Source organism: Petralouisia muris, assembly GCF_004793545.1.
Classification (GTDB): domain Bacteria; phylum Bacillota; class Clostridia; order Lachnospirales; family Lachnospiraceae; genus Petralouisia; species Petralouisia muris.
Genome location: NZ_SRYA01000077.1, coordinates 1 through 21,858, shown reverse-complemented (window position 1 = coordinate 21,858; position 21,858 = coordinate 1). Strand labels below are relative to the sequence as shown.

At 48.6% G+C, this 21,858-nt stretch carries 21 protein-coding genes and 1 pseudogene; all 22 read left to right on the top strand.

Annotated elements, in window-relative coordinates; all coding sequences use genetic code 11:
- Window positions 1-42 precede the first annotated feature (42 nt).
- The gene (locus tag E5329_RS23615) at window positions 43-723 is read left to right on the top strand and encodes a DUF5688 family protein (RefSeq protein ID WP_275443664.1); all 681 of its coding nucleotides are present in this window, start codon (window positions 43-45) and stop codon (window positions 721-723) included.
- A gap of 42 nt (window positions 724-765) precedes the next feature.
- Window positions 766-1,758 carry a DUF5688 family protein gene (locus tag E5329_RS23610; protein WP_135991749.1) on the top strand — a complete coding sequence of 331 codons (993 nt, stop codon included), beginning with the start codon at window positions 766-768 and terminating at the stop codon, window positions 1,756-1,758.
- 15 nt (window positions 1,759-1,773) lie between these two features.
- Window positions 1,774-1,908, top strand: a complete 135-nt coding sequence (locus E5329_RS31015) for a hypothetical protein (RefSeq protein WP_275443663.1) — start codon at window positions 1,774-1,776, stop codon at window positions 1,906-1,908.
- A gap of 8 nt (window positions 1,909-1,916) precedes the next feature.
- Entirely contained in the window at window positions 1,917-2,429 is a 513-nt protein-coding gene (locus E5329_RS23605) for a JAB domain-containing protein (RefSeq protein ID WP_275443665.1), read from the top strand.
- 4 nt (window positions 2,430-2,433) lie between these two features.
- The gene (locus E5329_RS23600) at window positions 2,434-3,408 is read left to right on the top strand and encodes a DUF3991 and TOPRIM domain-containing protein (RefSeq protein WP_135991747.1); all 975 of its coding nucleotides are present in this window, start codon (window positions 2,434-2,436) and stop codon (window positions 3,406-3,408) included.
- 352 nt (window positions 3,409-3,760) lie between these two features.
- Complete coding sequence (locus tag E5329_RS23595; protein ID WP_135991746.1) at window positions 3,761-4,615, top strand: LPD28 domain-containing protein; 855 nt, start codon at window positions 3,761-3,763, stop codon at window positions 4,613-4,615.
- Entirely contained in the window at window positions 4,616-4,951 is a 336-nt protein-coding gene (locus E5329_RS23590) for a plasmid mobilization protein (protein WP_135991745.1), read from the top strand.
- 15 nt (window positions 4,952-4,966) lie between these two features.
- The gene (locus tag E5329_RS23585) at window positions 4,967-5,335 is read left to right on the top strand and encodes a hypothetical protein (protein ID WP_135991744.1); all 369 of its coding nucleotides are present in this window, start codon (window positions 4,967-4,969) and stop codon (window positions 5,333-5,335) included.
- A gap of 14 nt (window positions 5,336-5,349) precedes the next feature.
- On the top strand, window positions 5,350-6,822 hold the full coding sequence (locus E5329_RS23580) for a relaxase/mobilization nuclease domain-containing protein (protein WP_135991743.1): 1,473 nt from the start codon (window positions 5,350-5,352) through the stop codon (window positions 6,820-6,822).
- Between the two features lie 60 nt (window positions 6,823-6,882).
- Window positions 6,883-8,040 (top strand): hypothetical protein, encoded by a 1,158-nt coding sequence (locus E5329_RS23575; RefSeq protein WP_135991742.1) that lies wholly within the window; start codon window positions 6,883-6,885, stop codon window positions 8,038-8,040.
- The gene (locus tag E5329_RS23570) at window positions 8,031-8,426 is read left to right on the top strand and encodes a hypothetical protein (RefSeq protein WP_135991741.1); all 396 of its coding nucleotides are present in this window, start codon (window positions 8,031-8,033) and stop codon (window positions 8,424-8,426) included. Before E5329_RS23575 ends, E5329_RS23570 begins: the two co-directional genes overlap by 10 nt.
- A 12-nt stretch (window positions 8,427-8,438) precedes the next feature.
- On the top strand, window positions 8,439-9,581 hold the full coding sequence (locus E5329_RS23565; RefSeq protein WP_135991740.1) for a PcfB family protein: 1,143 nt from the start codon (window positions 8,439-8,441) through the stop codon (window positions 9,579-9,581).
- Between the two features lie 6 nt (window positions 9,582-9,587).
- On the top strand, window positions 9,588-11,822 hold the full coding sequence (locus E5329_RS23560; protein ID WP_135991739.1) for a VirD4-like conjugal transfer protein, CD1115 family: 2,235 nt from the start codon (window positions 9,588-9,590) through the stop codon (window positions 11,820-11,822).
- 141 nt (window positions 11,823-11,963) lie between these two features.
- Window positions 11,964-12,353: an electron transporter RnfA gene (locus E5329_RS23555; RefSeq protein WP_135991738.1), complete on the top strand. Its 390-nt coding sequence runs from the start codon at window positions 11,964-11,966 to the stop codon at window positions 12,351-12,353.
- Window positions 12,354-12,421: 68 nt separating this feature from the next.
- Window positions 12,422-13,264, top strand: a complete 843-nt coding sequence (locus E5329_RS23550) for a hypothetical protein (RefSeq protein WP_135991737.1) — start codon at window positions 12,422-12,424, stop codon at window positions 13,262-13,264.
- 9 nt (window positions 13,265-13,273) lie between these two features.
- A complete protein-coding gene (locus E5329_RS23545) occupies window positions 13,274-14,350 on the top strand; it encodes a DUF4313 domain-containing protein (protein ID WP_135991736.1) in 1,077 nt (358 codons plus the stop codon).
- A 21-nt stretch (window positions 14,351-14,371) separates the two neighbouring features.
- On the top strand, window positions 14,372-14,800 hold the full coding sequence (locus E5329_RS23540; protein WP_275443662.1) for a PrgI family protein: 429 nt from the start codon (window positions 14,372-14,374) through the stop codon (window positions 14,798-14,800).
- Between the two features lie 332 nt (window positions 14,801-15,132).
- Window positions 15,133-17,508, top strand: a complete 2,376-nt coding sequence (locus tag E5329_RS23535) for a VirB4-like conjugal transfer ATPase, CD1110 family (protein WP_135991735.1) — start codon at window positions 15,133-15,135, stop codon at window positions 17,506-17,508.
- 71 nt (window positions 17,509-17,579) lie between these two features.
- Complete coding sequence (locus E5329_RS23530; RefSeq protein ID WP_135991734.1) at window positions 17,580-18,200, top strand: hypothetical protein; 621 nt, start codon at window positions 17,580-17,582, stop codon at window positions 18,198-18,200.
- Window positions 18,201-18,263: 63 nt separating this feature from the next.
- Window positions 18,264-20,534 carry a C40 family peptidase gene (locus E5329_RS23525; protein ID WP_135991733.1) on the top strand — a complete coding sequence of 757 codons (2,271 nt, stop codon included), beginning with the start codon at window positions 18,264-18,266 and terminating at the stop codon, window positions 20,532-20,534.
- Between the two features lie 9 nt (window positions 20,535-20,543).
- Window positions 20,544-21,149: a hypothetical protein gene (locus E5329_RS23520; RefSeq protein WP_135991732.1), complete on the top strand. Its 606-nt coding sequence runs from the start codon at window positions 20,544-20,546 to the stop codon at window positions 21,147-21,149.
- A 111-nt stretch (window positions 21,150-21,260) separates the two neighbouring features.
- A pseudogene (locus E5329_RS23515) lies at window positions 21,261-21,858 on the top strand (hypothetical protein); the annotation flags it as partial.

The window sequence follows — 21,858 nt, the reverse complement described above, 5'->3', positions numbered from 1 at the left end:
ATTTTAATTTGACGTTTTTGTGCGGGAGACAGGAACTTTAATTTGCTGGGCTACATTATAAACACAAAGCAGAATGAAGATATGCTGCGCAATATGCCGCACAGGGAATTTCAGGACCTTTCCATTATTTACCGATGGGTGGTGAATACAGATGATAAGTCAATGTACAGTACGGTGATCCGTAACAAACTGGCAGAAGAAATGGGAATGGATGAAGAACAGTTATTCAAGGCTGCTGCGGAAAACACCAGACGCATAATGCCTCCCGTGGTGCAGTCCATGAATGAAGTCATGAGGGATATATTTGTGGCTGACGGTATGCCGAAGGAGCTGGCAGACCTCATGGTCGGGGAGCAGGAGCCGGAAATGACCATGTGGATTATTACAAATGAAAGCAAGATAAACGGTGCGGCTTCCATGCTTTATGAGGATAAGCTGCACAATCTGGCGGAGAGCGTGGGGACAGACCTGTATATCCTGCCCTCTTCCGTACACGAAGTTATTGCCGTGTCTGTGGAAATGGGAGAACCGGAAGAACTGGCTCAAATGGTTTCAGAGGTAAACATGGCTCAGGTGGAACTTGGCGAGCGGCTTTCCAATCAGGTGTACCACTACGACAAAGACCTGCGGAAGATCACGCTTGCCACGGACACGCCAAACAAGAGGCTGGACGGCGTTGTGACAGAACAGGGGCTTGTTTATGAAACGAAGCAGTCCAGATAGGGCGGCGTTCCTTGCAGGTACAGAACGGAGGCAACGGTTTTTATGATGGATTATGAAATGTTCAAGGATGTGGTCAGGGAAAAACTCATGAGCCTTATGCCGGATGAACTTGCGGGGTATTCCTTACGGGCTGACAGGACGGGGAAAGTGAACGAAACTCTGGACGCATTCCATCTTGTGCCGCCTGACTGCCTTCCGGATAAACTGTACCCAACGGTGTATCTGAACCATGTGTATGAAGAGTACAAAAAATCCGGCGATCTGCAGGGGACACTTGAACTTACGGCATTTTATATGGCGGGAGCCTGCCGGGAGGCAGAGAGGAAGAACAGCAGGATCAACCTGCAAGGCGCACCGGAAAGCATAGTAATGTCACTGGTCAATACACAGCAGAACCGTGAAATGCTCGGATATATGCCGCACAGGGAATTTGAGGATTTATCAATCATATACAGGTATGTCATAGATACCGGAAACCCCGTGGAATCAGTCCCGGTCACTGTGGAAATGGCAGAAAGGATCGGCATGGGGGAAGAAGAATTATTCCATGCGGCGGTGGAAAACACAAGGCGGTTTTTCCCGCCAACAACGGAGCCTTTAAAGGACGTTATTGTGGAAATGTTCATGGACGGCGGCTTTTCAGAAGAAGCAGCACGGGAGATGGGTAATGCCATACAGACACCGATTTACTGCATCAGCAACAAAATGAGTATCAACGGCGCTGTTTCCATGCTTTACGGGGATGTCATTCATGGACTGGCGGAACGGTTGGGGAGTGACCTTTATATCCTGCCGCTGTCAGTCCATGAAGTTATGGCAGTACCGACAGAAGGGGTAGAACCGAAAGAACTGGCAGAACTGGTGGAAAAAAACAACATGTCAAGGATAAGGCTTAGTGAGCGGCTTTCCAATCAGGTGTACCGCTATGACAGTAAGCAGCAGACATTATTGCTTGCAACGGACACTCCAAACAAGCGTCTTGATGGGAATGGCACAACGCATGACCGCACAGACGGGAAAAAACAGTCCAGATAGGAGGATTGCGATTATATGGAAGAAACGCCAAAAGAACTGACCATGAAGGAGCTGCTGGAACTGGTGCAGCGGCAGGAGGGAGAATTTATTATCCGTATTGAGCCGGGAGGGGAGGAAACAAATGCAGATGCAGGAACAGGAACCCTTTAAATTTGGAAGTGGTATCAATAAGGCTGGTAAAGGATGCGCCGCTGTTTTCAGACCATAAGATCACAACCCCGGAAGATGCCGTAAAGGTAGTGGGGGATTTTTTATGTGAAATGGACAGGGAGGTGCTGTGTATCATCAACCTGAAATCGGATGGAACCCCTATCAACTGTAATATTGTAAGCATGGGGGCAGTCAATCAGACCATTGCAGAGCCGAGGGAGCTTTTTAAGGCAAGCATCCTATCCAATGCGGCGAAGATGATCATAGTCCATAACCATCCGAGCGGCAGCCTTACCCCCTCCAAACAGGATACCATGCTTACTGACCGGATGCTGAAACTGACGGACCTGATGGGGATTACGCTGCATGACCATGTGATCGTGGGAGGCGACAACAGCCAGTATTTCAGCTTTAATGAAAAAGGGATGCTGGAACACCCGAAAATTTACCTCTCTACAGACTATAAAACACTGGATTTTGGGAAAACGGCAATGGTAGCGGAAAAAGGGAAAGCAAGGTGATGCGATGGAAGAAAGAAGAAGTTTTACGGCAGAGGAACTTGCGCTTGCAAAGAGCGTTGACCTGACGGCGGTAGCGGCAAGTCTCGGCTACACCGTGAAAAAGATAGGCAGATACCACACCCTGAAAGAAATGGATTCGATACGGATTTACAACCGCACGAACTGGTTCCGGTGGTCAAGGGAACATGAGAGGGGAAACAACGGCGGCTCGCAGATAGATTTTCTGCGTGTCTTTGCGGGAATGGAAGTCAAGGACGCTGTTTTCTGGCTGCTTGATTTTTCTGGATACCAAAGGGACGGGAACTGGGAAAAAAAGAGCGCCAATGTGTATGTGGAAAAAAAGGAAGAAAAGAAAAAGCCTTTTGTACTCCCTGCCCGTGCAAAGAACAATGACTATCTGTATTCGTACCTGACAGGGGACAGGGCGCTTGACAGGCATACGGTGGATTATTTTGTAAGCTGCGGACTGATCTATGAGGAACGCAGTCACCACAACATTGTCTTTAAGGGGAACGATGTGCAGGGCAAAACACGCTTTGCAAGCATGAGAGGTGTGTCTGACCGGGAAGGGAAAGCCTTTAAGTGCGATGTGGCGGGCAATGACAAGAATTACGGGTTCAACATCTGGTATGGGCAGAGTGATGAAGTCATGGTATTCGAGGCGGCAATAGACCTGATGAGCTATGTGGAGATCCGTGGCGATTATGTGACAAACAAGCTGGCGCTTGGGATGCTTTCCGATGCGCCGCTTGCTACCTTTTTAGAGGAACACCCGAAAGTCAGAAAGATTTCATTCTGCCTTGACAATGACGAGCCGGGCAGGAAAGCGGCGGAGGCGCTCATGGAAAAATACTACGGGCTGGATTATGAAGTGGAGGACTGCCCGCCGCCGAAGCCGTTCAAGGACTATAACCAGTGGCTCCAGACTGCAAAAAGGTGTATTTCCGCTCCTGTGCCGCCCAAAGCGGCAGTGCGTTGAAAAAGTCAACTGAAAGGGAAAAAGTGACTGCAAAAATTCAGTTGAAAACGCAAAAATCAGTTGAAAAATTCAGTCCACATGGAAAATCATGGCAGGAACCGGAGGTGCGGCTTCGGAATGGGTAACTGAAAAAATCAGTTGAAAGCAGGAAAATGAACTCAAAAAGTCAACTGAAAGTACAAATATGAACTGATATTTTAAGTTATATCCATATATGAAGCGGGGTTTTAGGGGCAGTCCCCTAACCAGAGGCACTTGTATTACAAAGTGCGTATCTGGCAAATTCCTATCGGAATTTGGGCGGGGCGGAAATCATGGGCTTTCTATCATACGGATAAGGAGGTGGATGCAGATGGAAATTGTGGACGTGCGAAAAGAGGTGCTTGAGGAAGTAGACCTGATGGGCAGGAAGGGATATTTCACGGAGCTGCGTGTGGATAAGGAAACAGTGCCGGAGGGGATGCACTGCTATGAGCTGCGGCATGGCGATGACGGCGGGTTCCCGGTGTCTGTGGAGGAAAATGTCAGGGTAAATTACTTTGGTGCGGTGCTTCTTGCGGAGGAACTGGAACTGGGGGAAGAAAAAGCCCTGCAATTCGGATATGAGGATTTCGGGTACACGGGCGAGCAGATGTATCTTTCACAGGTCATAGGAGGGCGGGAGCCGGGAAGTTTCAAGGACGGGAAAGAACTTGCAGAGTTTGTCAAAGAGACATTCCCCATAACAGAGGAAGAAGGGCAGAAGCTGGTTGGCTACATGGAAGGGCATGGTTATCTGTTGGGACACATGGACGGTGAGATGTTCCGTGGCGATCTGTGCAACGGACAGGATAAGGTGGACTGGGAGCCGTACACCATAGATGATGCAGTCGATGCAGTTGCAGAGTGGAATTTTGAAATGTTAAAGGATGCGGAAGCGGCAGTAACAAACCCAAAGGATATGATTGATTTTGCAAATAAGAAAAGCTGTCTTGATTCCCTGCGTGAAGATGAACAAATACTGGATAAGATGTTTGACCGCACAAAGTACGGAAAAGAGATTGATGCGCTTGCGGTAACACTTGCCGAAGCACTGATTGAGGATATGAGCAGGGAGGGCGGGATTGATGCCGCTGTCAGGAAAATGACAGACCAGATAAAAGCGGGTGAGGACCTGCTCCCGGATGTTTCCCCTGCATTAAAGAAGAACGGAGGGAGATCACGGTAGATGGCGGCAGAAAAAAAGGACATCATCAAGCCTTTCCGCCTGACACAGCAGGAAGCGGACAGACTCAAAAAGCAGGCACAGGAAAGAGGGATGAAGGAATCTGAATATATCCGGCTGCTGTTATCGCAGAAGCCCAACGATTACCCTGAAATCCGTATCCTTTTAAAAGACCTGATCAATGAGGTCAACGCAATCGGGAACAATATCAACCAGATTACAAGGAACTATAATTCAAAGCTGTACCGCACAGAGGACAGGGAGCTTTTGTGCGCCTATATGAAAAAACTCAATCTGACAGTCAGGGAGGCGGCGGATAAGATAGGCGGCAGCGTGTAGGGGAGGGGGAACCATTTGAAGGAAACACTGACAGAAACACAGGAGAAACTCCTGCGTGAAAATTTTCTGAGAGAAAACGGTTATTTTCTCTATCAGGGCTGTCATTTCAAGCCGGTTCGCCAGTTCACGGAAAAGGACGGGGACTTTTTCCAAAAGACAAGGCGGCTTAGACGTGACGACGAACTTGGCATGATGGAGGCAGATTATGACGGGAAGCAGAAACACCCGTATTCTTATGAGGGGTTTTATGCGGCATCCACGGATAAGGAAGCGGATATTTTCTTCTGTCTTGAAACAATGAAGGAATATACACCCTGTACACATGAGCTGCAGGAGTATGTCATGGAGCCAGAAAAGAAACAGGACAGAGGGAAAACAAGGTAAAGGCGGCGTGAAAAATGGCAATCAGCAAGATACTTTATATCGGGGACTGCGGCGCAGGGTATGCGGGGAAACACTTGAAACAGGCGCTTAATTATATCACTGTGCCGGAGAAAACGGGCGGCGGGCGGCTTGTGGGTTCCCTGAACTGCCAGCAGGAGCAGGTGTATGAGCAGATGCGGCAGACAAAGGAACAGTTTGGAAAGACAGACCAGAGGCAGGGATACCACCTTATCATATCCTTTGTGGAGGGGGAAGTGGATGCGGATACTGCCTTTGAAGTGATTGGGAAATTTGCAAAGGAATATCTCGGAAAAGACTATGAAGCCCTGTATGCGGTGCATGACAACACGGACCATATCCACGGTCACATCATTTTCAACAGCGTAAGTTTCCGGGACGGCAGGAAATACCGTTATAAGAAAGGGGACTGGGCAAAGGAGATACAGCCCATAACGAACCGCCTGTGTGAAGAATATGGTCTTTCAACGATTGAAATATCGGAGGACAGGGCAAAGAAATCTGAAAATTATAAGGAATGGAATGACTTCCGTGACGGGAAATTTGTTTGGGCGGATATGATAAAGCGTGACATTGACGCAGCAATCATTCAGTCGGCAACCTATGAGTCCTTTTTATCCGTGCTTTCTGAGATGGGGTATGGGATAAAGAACGCATACCGGACAGAAGGAAAGTACCTTGCAATCAAGCCTATGGGCATGAGCAGGTTCCGTCGGTGCAAATCGCTTGGGGAAAATTACACGGAGGAACGCATACGGGAACGGATTGTGCAGGAGAGCCTTTCTTCTTATAAGAAGATACAGGCAGTGCAGGAGACAAGGATCGTGCGGTGCCGGGTAAAACGCTATAAAAGGGCGAAAATGTCCGGCATACAGAAACGCTATTTTGCAAGGCTCTACAAAACAGGGCTTTTAAAGAAGCGCCCGTACAGCAAGGCATGGCAGTACCGTGACGACATCAGGAAGATGCAGAAGTTACAGGAAGATTACCTTTTCCTTGTAAGGCATAACGTGACCGGGGATAAGGGGCAGACGGAAAATGCAATAAAAGAGCTGCATTTGCAGATGGCAGGCAGAAAGAAAGAGACTTCAAGGGAAAAGAGCCGTATATTTAAGGAACGTGCGAGAATGAAGCCGCTCTTTGACATTGCAGACCAGTTGGAAGAACTGAAAAAGTGCGAAAACTGTTTCCAGCGTGGGGAAAACGTGTTTGAGAAAGAGCATGAGGAATATGTGAAACTGTCGGCAAGGCTTGCAAAGGAAGGGTATACGGCAGGGCAGCTTGCGGAATTTAAGGAACATTACCGGAGCGAGATCGCACGGATAAGGGAAAAGGAGAAGGCTGTGGCGAAAGAGGAAAGGATCGCCGCCCGTATCCTTGCGGAGATTACGGCAGGAGAAAGGGCGGGAAAACCGGAGCCGGAAAAGAAACAGGAAAAGGAAAGGGAACGAAAAGAAAAATCCAGATGAGCGTAACAGCCAGAAACGGCTGTTTAATTTTTGCCCAAAACGGGCAGGATTGGAGGTTTTATGCAGGAACGGACGGTGCTTAGCGGCATGGATCTGAAAGCATATCTTGGCAGGCTGAAACAGAACCCGAAGTATACCGGGGAAATCCTGAAGCTGATAGAGGATGACCTGCGGTTCGGGCTGACAAAGGAGGAAACGGAGGAATACAGCAATGGCAGGTACGATTACAGGCAGATGTGTGTGTATTCCAAATGTCTGCGCAACGGTTACAGCAAAGAGGAAAAGGCGGCAATCTTAAAAGAGGGGTTAAGCGGCGAGCAGATGGCGGTGGCGCTTGAGTTCTATGAAAAAGGGGTTCCGATGGATACCATAACCGGGGTGATTTCCAGTGCGGAAAACACGGCGTATACCATGAAGCGCCTTTTCTCACAGGTGCTTTGCCGGATAAAAGAGGCAGAGCCAGTGAGCGGGCAGGATACGGCGTATGCAAAGGAACTGATGGAGCAGATCCGTGAGGTGGTTGAAAAGATTTCCTGTCAGGAGAAACGGTATGACGCCTTAAATGAGAAGCTGAAAGAAATCGGAACCGCAGGGCAGGATGCACAGATACAGAACAACCTCCTTGCACAGCTTTCCGAAAAGGACGGGACACTGGAAAAACAGCAGAACGAACTAAATGAGGCGAGAGCGGAGATTGCAAGGCTGCACAGGGAAATAGAAGAAATAAGGAAGGAGCGGAAAGCGTTGGAAGATCAGGTAAAAACAGCAGTAAGGGAGAAACCGGAATCAGCGCCGGAGCCAAAAAAGCCGGAAAAAGATAAGGAGCCGGAAGCACAGGAAGAACGCAGTGCGCCCGGTGTTCCGGAATCAGCGCTTTATCCCGGAATCGAATACCATGCTGCGGTTGTCGATAAGGACGGCAATATTATCCGTTTTGTCCCGGTGGAGCGCACGGAGAGGAAGGACAGGGGGAGCGTGATGGGTTCCATGTTCTCACGGCTGTTCTTCAAGAAGAAAACGGACATCGTAAAGCTGCTTGCGGAAAAAGACCTTTCGCCGGAACAGCTTGTACAGATAAGGAACGCCATTGAGAAAGGGCTGTCGGAGAAACAGCTGCTTGTGTTAATCAACAGCAAAATCCCGGCAGGGCAGATGGAGGAGATCATAAACATCGCAGTCTACGAAAATAAGATGAAGGAGGCGCAGCAATGGGGCTGAAAGCAGTAACAGAAACGGCGGAACTGTTCCGGCAGAAAAATATATCCATGACGGAGCGGGACAAGGAGTTTGTAGTCCAGTTCGCTTTACGGACGAATGATAAGGAACTGACCAATAAGCTGATTGACGAGCTTTCGGATGCAGGCGCAGACAGGGATGCCGTATGCAGGAAATACCAGACGCTCACGGGATTTGTGCCGGACTGGATACAGAGGATTGAAAACCTGCTCATATCGCTTGAAATGTACCGTGTGCAGGAAGAACAGGCAGTAAAGACCTTATCGGAACTTCTGTCTGCCTGCGGCATTTCCATGAGCGAGGATGAAATCAGGCGGACGGATACCGCAAAAGTACAGGAACGTGTTAAAAAAGAAGCAAGTTTGTAGGAGGTGGAATGTATGGCGGAAGAAATACAGGAGGCGGTGCAGATTATCCGTGTCGGATATGACGGGATAGAGATCGCAATGAAAGTCTGTGGCGGCACCATTGAGGGCATGAAAAAGGCGGTTGACTTCCTGATTGCAGTCATGGACCATGAAAAAACAATGGGAAAGACGGACATGCGCAGGCTCCTTATGAAAGGCGGGGATTTGCAGGTGTTCCAGTTTCCCACGGAGGACACGAAAAAAGTGGAGAAGATGGCGAAAAAATACGGGCTTCTCTATTCCGTGCTGCCCGACATCAATAAAAAGGACGGCATGAGCGAGATCATCTTCCACACGGAGGCAGTCCCACGGGTAAACATGATGATACAGAAACTGAAATCCGGCAGGATTGCCACGTTTGACGATTACCTCAAAAACGGGGATGAAAAGGAAATGGATAAGGTGCTGTCTTTTCTGAAAGAGCAGAAAAAGGGAAACGACAGCCTCCACACTGAGGAAGCGGCAAGGGCGGGCGAAGCGCTTGAAGGGCTGATTGAAAAAGTCGGCAGCTATGCAATGGAGAAAAAGAGCATCAGTGTGGAGGAAGTAAAGGAAAATTTCAGCCTTGAAAACGAACAGGCGGAAAAAGTAGTGGGGCAGCTTGAGCGGATCGGCGTCCTGTCCAAAGAGGAAGGCGGGCAGCATAAAGTCCTTATGGATAAGGAAGTATTTTTAAGCCGCATGAAAGGATACCGTGAGCTTGCGCAGCGTATGCAGGCAGTAGCCGCCGCACAGAACCCGGAACTTACCGACATCACCATTACAAAGAAACTGATAACGGAGGAAAATGACCATGCCATAAAAACAAGGATTCCGGGGACATGGGGAGAAAATGCGCAGTATATCTGGATTAACAAGGACAGGGCGATGGAGATCCATGAGGGCAAGACCATACTGACCTTCCTTGACCGTGACAAGGATTACAAGATATATTCCGAAGATAACAGGGTAGTCGGCACCATGAAGGGCAGAGAACTTTATGACGGGCATTATGACAGGGTAAGCGCAGAGGTGCGGAAACGGTATGCGGATATGGAGCGGAAGGCAAAGGAGCAGGAAGTTATGCGCAAGAAAAAGCCTGCACCGAAAAAAGCGCCTGCGCCGAAAAAGAGGTAGCCGCCTATGGTGCAGAACAAGAAAAAAGTATCCGTGTGGTTTGTCGTACTGGGGGCAGTGCTTTGTGCCTATGCGGGGTATCTGCTAAACGGCGCATGGGAGCCGGGAATGGAAATGAACGCCTTTCTGGAGTCCTTCAACCGGGTGTGCGCCGAACCATTTGCAAATTATTATAATGAAACAACCTTAAAAGCGGTAGTGATAGCCTTAATTGTCTATGCTACCGCCCTTTTAATGTATATCACGAGCCAGCGTAATTTCATGCCGGGAAAAGAGTTTGGAACGGCAAGGTTTGAATCGCCGCAGATGGCAAATAAGATACTGGCGGACAAGGACGTGAATTTCAACCGTATTCTGAGCCAGAACGTGAAGATGTCGCTGGACTTCCGGCGGCTGAAACTCAACGGGAACATTCTGATATGCGGCGGTTCCGGTGCAGGAAAGACCTTTTATGAGGTAAAGCCGAACCTGATGCAGATGCCGCATAACTGTTCCTTTATCTGTACTGATCCAAAAGGGGAAATCCTTAGAAGCTGCGGGGAGATGTTAAAAAACAACGGTTACAGCGTAAAGGTCATAAACCTTCTGGAAATGGAAAAGTCGGACTGTTACAATCCCTTTTCCTATATCCGTGAGGAAACGGACGTTGTAAAGCTGATTACCAACCTTATCAGCAATACCACGCCAAAGGGCGCAACTCCCTCCGATCCTTTTTGGGAAAAGGCGGAAGGGCTGTTCTTACAGGCAATCTTTTATTATGTGTGGCTGGAAGAACCGCCCGCAAAGAGGAACTTTGAGACAGTCCTGCAGCTTTTGGGGGAGGCGGAAGTGACGGAACAGAACAAGCCTTCAAGACTGGACGTGCGCATGAAATTTTTGGAGGAAACTTCAAAGCTCGGCTCGGCGCACCCTGCGGTGAAACAGTACAACAAGTGTATGCGTGGTGCGGGCGATACCGTCCGTTCCATCATCATCAGTGCAAACTCCCGGCTTGCCTTCCTTGAAAACAAGCAGGTACTCCGGCTGCTGTCAAGGGACGACTTAGACCTTGCAGAACTCGGCATCGGCGTAAACGGGGACGGGGAGACGAAAACGGCGCTTTTCTGCGTCATACCGGATTCCGACAAGTCCTACAACTTCATCATCGGAATGCTTTATACACAGATTTTTCAGGAGCTTTACTATCAGGCGGATTTCAACTGCGGCGGGCGGCTCCCGATCCATGTAACCTTCATGCTTGACGAATTTGCAAACGTCGCACTGCCGGATGATTACTGTTCCCTCCTGTCAACCATGAGGTCCAGGGAGATTTCCAGTATCATCATTATCCAGAATTTCGCCCAGTTAAAGGCGCTTTTCAAGGACACATGGGAAACCATACCCGGCAACTGCGACACGTTCATCTACCTCGGCGGCAATGAGCAGAGTACGCATAAGTATGTCTCGGAGCTGCTCGGAAAAGGCACGATTGACAAGAAATCAAGCGGCGAGACAAAGGGCAGGCAGGGGAGTTCCTCACGCAATTATGACGTGCTTGGCAGGGAACTTTTCACACCGGACGAAGTGCGGAAACTTGACAACAAGAAATGCATTATCTTTATCCGTGGCTTTGATCCGATCATGGACAGCAAGTTTATCCCGTTCGGGCATCCGGCATTTGACCAGACTGCCGACGGGAAAGGGAAACCGTATGTCCATGCTCCGGGCGGCAGCGGGGACAGGCAGGTACAGCCCTACCAACTGCTGACGCCGAAAGCCCTTTCCTATTATGAGGGACTGAAAAAGAAAGGCGAAAATGTCTACATTGACAAGATTGACTACAAGGATTTTGAGCTTCTCACTGATGCAGGCATGAAGAAACGCTTTACCAGCATGGAAGAACAGGAAGAAAAAGAGCAGCTTAACAGGGAGCAGGACAATGAACTCATGTATGCACAGGAGGAACCGGAACAGGAGAGTGGACCGGAACAGGAAGATGTGCATACGGGGCAGAAACAGGCAGTAAAGGAGGCTGTACCAAAACAGGAAGTTGGAGGGCGCAGGCTGGAGGGCGAAGATACCATTATGAACCGTATGGCGCAGTGGAAGTATTCCAAAGAACAGAAAGACGAGCTGCACAGGATGATTGCGCTCGGAATGCCCACAAAAACCATACTGGCGGTATTCTACCCGGAAACGGATGTCATAAAGATGCGGGAGATCAGAAAGACATTCCAGACAGTGCGGCACTCAGGGGATTAGTGCAGTTTTTATGGAAAGGCGGTGGTTAAAGCAGAAACGTATCGGGGAAAGCCCGATTAAACAGTATTACGGGGAAATCCCCGTTTTGATAGAGCAGCCAGCAACAATTTAAAAACCAAAATGGAAAAGGAGATTATTTTTATGCGTAGAACAGAGATTATGACAGGTACAATGGGAACAGAGACAATGGCAGCAGAGGCAAAGGCAGGAAAGGGAAGATTATCAAAGGCAAAGAAAGCAGTGACGGCATTCTGCGGTGCGGCATACCTTGCAGTGGGCGGACTGCCTATGACAGTGTTTGCATCAGGTGCAGGAACCAGTGCGATCACGCAGCCCCTTGACAATTTAAAGACGCTTGTGATTGCAGTCATCGGTGCGGTGGGCGTCATTATCCTTGCAAAGAACGTCATGGAGTTTGCACAGGCATACCAGCAGCAGGATTCCTCAACCATGAACTCGGCATTAAAGGGCATTGTAGCCGGGGTTATGATGGCGGGTATCTCCACAGTTCTTACTTTTCTCGGTTTCTAAGAAAAAAACAGCAGCAGGGGGAGGGCGGTGCGCTGCCCTTTCCCGGAAAGGAGAGAGGTGAGGATTAAGTGGATATTTTCAAGTTAGGGGAAAAGATACTTGACCTTCTGGAAATGGTATTTGGTTTCTGGAACAATCAGGTAAGCCTTGTATTTGCCCTGTTGGGGCAGTCCCCAGTAAGTTTTAAAGGCGGCGGTCCGTGGGGGCTGGTGGAAAGCGTGCAGCCGATTTTTGTGGCAGTGGGTTCCTCCCTTGTGGTGCTGTTCTTCGTGATAGGGTTCTGTTCGGAGAGCGTGGACGTGCGTGAGGAAATGCGTTTTGAAGTGATCCTGCGTATGCTGATAAGGCTCGGACTTTCGGAATGGCTCGTGGCAAACAACGTGACCATAATGAAAGCGTTCTTCAATACAATCGGGAACCTTGTGAACGCACTGTCGGCGGGAAATTACACAACGCTTATCATTGACAGCACACAGGCAGAGGTCATAAAGGATTTAGGTTTCGGTGAGGGGCTTATCATGCTGATACTGGCAGCGCTTTTGAGCGTCATTGTCATTATCTGCGGCTTTTTTATGATATACACGGTCTACTTCCGTTTCCTGAAAATCATGGTCATCGTGCCAATCGGCTCCATTGCCTTTTCCACGCTGGCGGGCAACCGGAACGTGGCGAACACGGCAAGCACCTATGCCAAATATTTCTTATCCGTGGTGTTTGAGGCGGTCACGATGGCGCTGGCGATCATGCTGTGCAATGCGTTCATCAGTGCGGGGCTTCCGTCCTTTACGGGCAGCTACTCGGACTGGGCAAAAACACTCATATATCTGTGTGAGATGACCTTTACGATTGCCCTTACAGTGGGGAGCGTGAAAGGGGCGCAGTCGCTTACCAGCAAGGCATTAGGATTATAGGAGGGCAGTATGGAAATAAGACCATTGACACAGGCGGAACAGAAATACGCTTACAAACAGAGTATGCAGATCCGGGGACAGACAGGAAGCATCGGAATTTTGCAGGGCGGATATGGGGCAGACAATGAATTTCATTCCGTTTTCCATGAAATAAGCAGTCGGCTGAAAACAGAGGAATTTGAGGCAGATTTACAGGAAGCCCTCTGTTCCGGTGAATACAGTGTTTTGGAAAATCTGGATGCCATGCGTGAATTTACGCTGCAGCATCCCCAAAAAGGTTTTCCGGGGACGGAGTACGGTTTCCGTGTGGAAACAGAAAAGTTCGCATACCTTGTACACTGCAATCCTGAAAAAGACAGTGACAATGTTGAAATCCACTGTTATGTGAAAGAATGGCTGGACCACCATATCAGTGAAGCAGAAAAGGGTATCCGGTTCATCAACAGCAAGTATAATGAGCTGTTCCGCATTGAAGATGGGGAGAAAATCAAAATCAGGTATTCGGACGGCGGTGAACAGGAGCGTGTCTGCCGTTATATTGACGAATACCATACGGAAGTCGGCAATAACCTGTACCACATCTGCCAGTTTGCAGAGATCATGGAGCGGAACGGCTCGGAATATGCACCAGTGGAACCGGAAACAGTGCAGACAGAGGAAAAAGAACAGGGGCAGGAAGAAAAAACGGAGGGGACACTGGAACTCAAAACCCAGTTTGGGACTACGGAGAATGTAACGCTGACCGTCAACACCTATGTGGATAACAACAGCCTTTATGTAGGAATGACAACAGAGGAGGACGGGTTCCCGGAGCCTTACGGCGATGTGACGGTAAACCTGCTTTCTTCCGTACCGCCCTACTGTGCCTTTGTGGATACGAACAACATGCCGGAGCTTGAGGACTTCCTTGTGAAAAACGGGATTGCGGAGTTTACGGGAATGACGCAGAGGAGCGGCTATTGCAGTTATCCCCTTTATCTGTTCAGTGCGGAAAAGATGCGTGGACTCTGCCCTGATGGAATGGCAGCATATGAGCAGGCAAACGGATTTGACAGGAAGCCGGAGAAAAAAGAAAAGAGCAGGTAGGAACAGACAGGAGGTATAAAGATGGTAATTGAAATCAACAAGGATATAGACCGTTACAAGGAATCCGTTGTCATGGGGCTGACGGCAAAGCAGCTTATTTTCTCCGTGGCGTCGGTTGCGGCAGGCGGCGGAATCGTGCTGTTACTGTACCGCTATATCGGTCTTACTCCCAGTGTATATGTGGCAATCCCGGTTGCCGCTCCGATAGCGCTCGGAGGGTTCTATTCGTTCAACGGGATGGGGTTTTATGAGTATATGGGAAGAAAGATGCGTATGCTCTTTGCCAACCGCCCGCTTGCCTATGCGTCCACCGAAGGGGAGGAAACAATCCGTGAGATACGCATGGAGGAGGAAGCTGTGAAAAAGGCAGATAAAAAGAAGGGCAGAAAGAAAGACAGCGGGAAAAAGAAAACAAGCAAAAAAAATAAGAAAGGCAGGAAAAGAAAATGATGAAGAAGAAAGCAGTGAAAGTAGCATCAGGGATCGTTGCAGTAGTAGTGGGAGCCGTTATCGGCACAGCCATTTACAGGGCAAAGCATTAAGGAACGCATAAAAAAGGAAAGGAGGCAGGCATATGAAAAAGAGAACAGGGAAAATCGTGGCTGTTGTTGCAGTCATCGCAGCCGCAGCAGGCGTGATCGTGTACAGAATCAGACATTAGGAAAAACACAAAGCAACTATAAGTGGAATAACTGACCTTTATTGGTCGGGAAGTTCCGGTATCATGCAGCCGGGATTTCCCGGCTGCAATGCCTTTTATGGCATAGAAAAGGAGGTCAGATTTGGGCTTATTTGCAGACGGGTTTAAGGAGCTGAAAAAAGCAAGCGAACCGCTTTACAAGGCACCGAAATCCATACAACAGACGATTGAGATCATGAAGGTGGCAGAGAACGGCATTTTTGAAGTGGCAAGGAACCGCTTCTCCAAGTGTTACCGTTTTCAGGACATCAATTATACCACGACAAATGAAACAGAGCAGATTGACATTTTTGAGCGGTACTGCAAGTTTTTAAATTCGCTTGATGTGAGTTTCAAAATCACAATCAACAATAAGAACAAGGACATGGAGCAGGTCAGGGACTATGTGTTCTTACAGCGGCAGGATGATGGATATGACGGTTTCCGCAGGATTTACAACGACATCATGGAACAGAAGATCCATGAGGGCAGGCAGGGGATTGAGCAGGAACGCTATCTTACCATTACCATTGAACGCAAGAACTTTGAGGAGGCAAAGGCGCAGTTTGCAACCATTGAAGCGTCGGTGCATAAGGCATTCGGGGAACTGGGCGCTGAGATTGTGCCGCTTTCCGGCAATGAGCGTATCAAGGTACTGTATGACTATTACCATTTGGGGGATGAGAACAGCTTTGACTTTGACATCAGGGAGGCGAAAAAGGTCGGTGCGGACTTCCGCAATGACCTGTGCAACGGCATGATACAGTTTTACCCGGACTATTTCAAGGACGAGAAGAAATTCTGCCGTGCATTGTTCATCAAGAAATACCCGTCCAGCCTTTCAGACCGTTTCCTGAATGAGATCACAAGCCTTCCGGTACATTCCATCACAAGCATTGATGTAGTGCCTATCCCAAAGGATATGACAACAAAGATTTTGCAGAAGAAATACCTCGGCATTGAATCGGACATCATCAAGCAGCAGCGTGTGAGGAACAAGAACAATGATTTTTCATCGGAAATCTCATACAACAAGCGGATTGAGAAGAAAGAGATTGAGGAGATCATGGACGATGTGAGGGAAAATGACCAGTGCCTTTATTATGTGTCCGTAACGATTATCCTTATGGCAGACACGAAAGAGGAACTTGACAGCATGACGGAAACGGTGGAGACCATAGGAAAGCGCAACTCCGTCACGATAGAGGAACACTATCTGAAGCAGAGGGAGTCCTTAAATACCGCATTGCCGATTGGTGTCAGACAGGTGGAAACCATGCGTACCATGCTGACACAGAGCCTTGCGGTGCTGATGCCTTTCAACGTGCAGGAACTGAACGACAAACAGGGCTGTTATTATGGTATCAATCAGGTGTCAAAGAACATCAATATCGGGAACCGCAAAAAGCTGATTAACGGCAACGGCTTTGTATTCGGCGTTCCCGGTTCCGGCAAGTCATTCTTCTGTAAAATGGAGATGGGCAACGTGTTCCTCTCCGGCAATGATGAGATTATCGTCATTGATCCGATGAATGAATACTTTGACATTGCGCAGACTTACGGCGGCACGGTGGTAAATATGTCAACCTACACGGATAACTATGTCAATCCGCTTGATATGGACGTATGGAGCCTTGACCTTAACGACAGCAAGGGCATGATAAGGGAAAAAGGGGAATTTATGCTCGGACTGTGTGAACAGTGTATGGGGGAAAGCCTTAATTCAAGGCAGAAGTCCATTATTGACCGCTGTGTGCGCAAGCTCTACATTGAGATTGCAAGGAACAGGGAGAAATATGTGCCGATCATGTCCGATTTCTATGAGATACTGATGAACCAGCCGGAGGACGAGGCAAGGGATATAGCACTGTCACTGGAACTGTTTGTCAACGGCTCACTGAATATCTTCAACCACCAGACGAATGTGGATGTGGATAACCGCTTTACGGTGTATGGAATCCGTGACTTGGGTACGGAACTTTCGCCAATTACCATGCTTGTAATGATGGAGAGCATACAGAACCGCATCATTGCAAACGGCAAGAGGGGCATTGCAACATGGCTCTACATTGACGAGTTCCATGTGCTGTTAAATTCGGAGTATTCCGCTAAGTATTTACAGCAGTTATGGAAGAAAGTGAGAAAACAGGGCGGCTTGTGTACAGGTATCACGCAGAACATTGTGGATTTGCTGCAAAATTACACGGCTACAACCATGCTTGCAAACTCGGAGTTCGTGGCGCTCTTGAAACAGGCGAACACAGACAGTTCACGCATGGCAGAAGTAATCGGCGTGTCGGAGGCGCAGTTGCGTTTTGTAACCAATACGTCAAGCGGAATGGGGCTTATGAAGTGCGGAAACGTGGTAATCCCGTTCGATAATACCATTGAAAAAGGGACAGACCTCTATAACCTGTATAATACCAATATCCATGAGAAAATCGCAATGGAGAAGAAAAAGAATGCTGAACAACAGTAGATAGTCGCACTTTGGCAATACAGGGTTAAGGGCGGGGCTTATGGCTCTGCCCTTACAGATTGGAGGCTGTTATGAATATTACGGATATGATTCTTGTGACGGAAAAACACAAAGGGAGCGAGACAAATTCTATTATGGATTTACTTGATTTCATTGATTTTGCAGTGAAAGAGAGCTGGCTGTCATTGAAAGAACTTGCGGAGGATATGGAAACACTTGGAAGGACGTGCGGAGGAAAAGAAAAGTGGATGGAGAGTTGTTTTGCGGAGAACACGACACTTTTTGCAAGGTACTGTGCAGATGAAAAGCAACTTGAAGCATTTTTGCGGGGAAGCTACAACACGGATAAGGAATGGAAATTTGATGAACAGAGATGTTCCGAAAATTGCCTTGACTGCCTGAAAGGGTTGGGCATCAGCACGGATAAAAGGTCACAACAGGAGTATGAAATGCCCGGACAGATGAAGAAGCTGGACGAACACCGTTCACGGCTGCAAAACCAGTTCAATCTGTTCTACACGCTGTCACAAAATGCGCTTGCAACCGACAGTATCAAAAGTGAAGCGGTAAAAGCGATGTATGAAGAATTTGGGACGGGCAGGCAGGAAGTATTCATAAATAATCTTGAGGATGGAAAATACGATCCGGGGTTTACGCATGAAGCAAAGCAGCGGAAAGAAAGGGCAATCTGAACGGCATTTAAGCCATATGGTTTAGGTGCTGTTTTTTTTGCCCTGAAACGGAGGTGAGGCAGATTGAACATTAAAAAAGTGGATGACAAGCCTATGGTGATCCACACAAAGGAAAAGCCCAAACTGAAAATAAAGGGAACACCCGAAACAAAAATCAAGGGCAGGAATGTTCTTACCGTCCAGCATGGTCCGAAGATTGCAGGAACCGTGGCAGAGAAAAACGTGGCAGCAGACGGGAAGATAAAGTTAAAAAAGAGTTCTGTCCATGTTACGGATAAAAGAAAGACAGGGCAGACAAAAACGGCTGCTGGAAACGTGGAATACAGGGGCAAAAAAGACAATGGGACTGCGCAGGGCGGATATGCGGACACACCCATGCGGGGCAGAGATGGTAACGGTAATGTGCAAAGCAGAAACAGCAGCGGAACTATGTATGGCAGAAAAGAAAATGTAACTGCACAGCACAGATGCAGCAGCGAAAACGTGCAAAGCGGGAACATCTACGGAACATTTCAGGACAGGACTGTACAGGGCAGGAGAGAAAGCAGGACTATACAGGACAGATATGCGGACACACCCATGCAGGGCAGACAGGGGAAAGAGCAGGAAGTCCGGCAGTCCGTGAACCGTGAAAACCGTATGTATGCAAAGCAGACAGGGGTTGCTTCGTACCGTAAAACGAAAGCGGAAAAGGAGGCGGCAATCAAAAAGAAACCCCCGGTGTCTGCGGCTGTTGTTTCCGTGGCGGCTAAGACCGCATTAGATGAAATGGACGGCGGAAATGAAGTGTATGAGGCATATATGGCGGCTGATGCGCTGGCAAAGCCTGCCACAAATGCCGTCGATGCGGGCAGGAATCTCTACCGTTCAAAAGCGGCAAAGGAAAAACAGCAGAGGATCAAGAAAAAACAGTCCAGAAGCCGTATCAGGGAAAAGGCAGTAAAGGAAAGTGCGGTTAAGGCAGCAAGGAAAACTGCACAGACGGCGGCAAAGGAAACAGCAAAAGAGACAGGGAAGAAAGTAGCGAAAGAAACATCAAAAGCTGCGGCAAAAACAGCGGCGGCTACAGCAGGCACAGGGGCAGGCGGCGTACTTGCCGGAATTGCGGCGGGTGAGGCTGTCGGGATTGCTATGGATAAGCGTGATGTGAAAAATTCCACAAGGAACCGTATGATAAAGCTGTTTGTGGCAAAACTGCGGCAGGAAGAAAATCAGGACAATATCGGGAAAGCCTTAAAAGACATCGTGATGCTGCGTTTTTCCATGATGGCAAAGTACATCGTGCGTTATGTCGGGCTGTTCCTGATCGGATTGTTTGCGCTGGTGGCTCTGGTTGCGCTCCCTATTATTGCAGTTATAGCAGTCATTTACAATTCGCCGTTTGCAATCTTCTTCCCGTCCATATCATCGGGAGAAACGACACAGGAAGTCCTTTCAGCATATGTGGCAGAGTTTAATGAGGAAGTCAGGGAGCAACTGGAAAATCATGACGGTTATGATACCAGTGAAAAAATCTATATCAATTTTGAGGGTTCCGGCACACCGGACAATTTCTGTGACATTCTCATGGTCTACATGGTAAAGCACGGCGACGGCGATACGGCAACGGATATGACGGATAAGGCAAAGCAGAACCTGAAAGCCGTCTTTGATGATATGTGCAGCTATACCATTACCAGCAGGACGGATACGGACACTGATGATGAGGGTAACACGACAACCACGACGGTCAAAGAGGTCAACGTGGAACTGAAAACGTGTTATGACATGATTTCCGCCTATGGGTTCAATGCGGAAGAACAGGCGGTGCTTGCCGAACTGATGAAGCCGGAATACCTTGCGATGATCGGTTATACTGGCGGCGGAGGGGGCGGCGATCCGGGAGAAGCGATTTCGCCGGAACAGTATCAGGCAATCGTGGATGCCATTTCAGATGAAAACGGAAAGAAGGTAGTGGCGTTTGCACTGTCAAAGGTAGGCTATCCGTACAGTCAGGCATACCGTGACAGCGGGGATTATTATGATTGCAGCTCGCTTGCCTACTATGCATGGCGCAGTGCAGGGGTTAGCATCATGTACGAGGGTTCCAATACGGCGGCAAGTGAGGGAAAACTCTGTTATGACAATAACCTGCTTGTGAATTATGACGAGATGCAGCCGGGGGACCTGATATTTTACAGTTATGAAAGGAACGGGCGCTTTATGAACATTTCGCATGTGGCGATCTATGCAGGCAACGGAAAGGTGGTGGAGGCAGCAAATACACGTCTTGGCGTTGTGTACAGACCAGTGCAGGGGCGTTCTTCCATTGTGTTCATAGGCAGACCGAGATAGGCGGTGCGTATGGGAAAAAAGAAAGAAAATGAAAACCTTGCGGGAGAACTTGCAAGTTCTTTTGCACAGTGGGAATACCTGAAAGAACATGGCGGCAGTGATCCGTTTTATGCGGACGGAACGAATATGAACCTTGTGAGGAACCACATCATGTATTATAAAAACAGGATGGTGGAAGAGTACGGTGCTGATTATGAAAAATACCCTGAAATTTTCTACCGTGAGCTGCCGCCGGAGGTAAAAAACAGCTATATGGCAAGAGCGGGGGAGATAAAGGACGGTGCGGCGCAGGCATTGGAATATTATATTTCTGATCCCAACTTCCTGTATCTTCTTGCTAACAAGGATATGCTGACAGAAAAAGAGGCAAAGCAGATAAGCCTTTATAACGTGCTTGGTTATGCTTCAGGACTTGCAAGAGCCATAAAGGACGGGGATCTGATTTCAATGCGCCGACATGCGGGCAGACCGGAGGGGTATCTGGAGTCCTTTGCCCAGTGTGCCACACGGATGATGCAACTGATAGATGAAAAGAAAAAAGCGCCGGAACAGGTGCAGGGAAACGGGCAGCTTTCTTTGTTCCAGTTTGGCATGGAGATAGGGCAGTGCCGATAAACGGGCTGCTTTTTATGCAAACGGGTGTCCGGAGGAATATGCCAGCAGGCTGACGGACACCCGGCGCATGGGCAGGGGTTTCCTGCCCGATTCGGATAAAAGGAGGAAAGCATGAAGTTAGAAGATATGATTATGGTGGTGGAAAACCGGAAAGGGACGGAAACCAACTATCTGCTGAACCTTACGGACTATATGGGGGAGGCATTGAAGCTATGGGGCGGGTATGCAGAGGATATGGCAGGCGTGGTAAGCACACTGTATGGGACAAGGGAAGATAAGAAGGACTGGAGTGATCTGTACCTTTCGGCAAACAAGAGTATCCATGCGTCATTCTGCGGAGGGGAGCCGCAATTAAGGCAATTCCTTTCGGGGCATTTTAATGACGGCGAATGGTCTTTTGATGCGGAACGCTGCTCTGAGGACTGTATTGATGTCCTGCGGATATACAACCTGAATACAGACGGACATTCCCTGTCCCCCTGTCTGCACTATGAGCGTGTGGAACATTCTTTCCATGCCGGGGAAGTGCTGCACAACATGAACGGGAATGACTACCGTGTGCTTGCGGCACTAAGCCCCAAAGACCTGCTGTTAATGAGCATGGCTGACAGCCAGATCATAGTGGGGAGGGGCGTAAAGCTGTATGAGAGATACCCTAACCCGGATAAACCGGAAAAGCTTATTTTGTATTTTCCCCTTTTGTGTTACT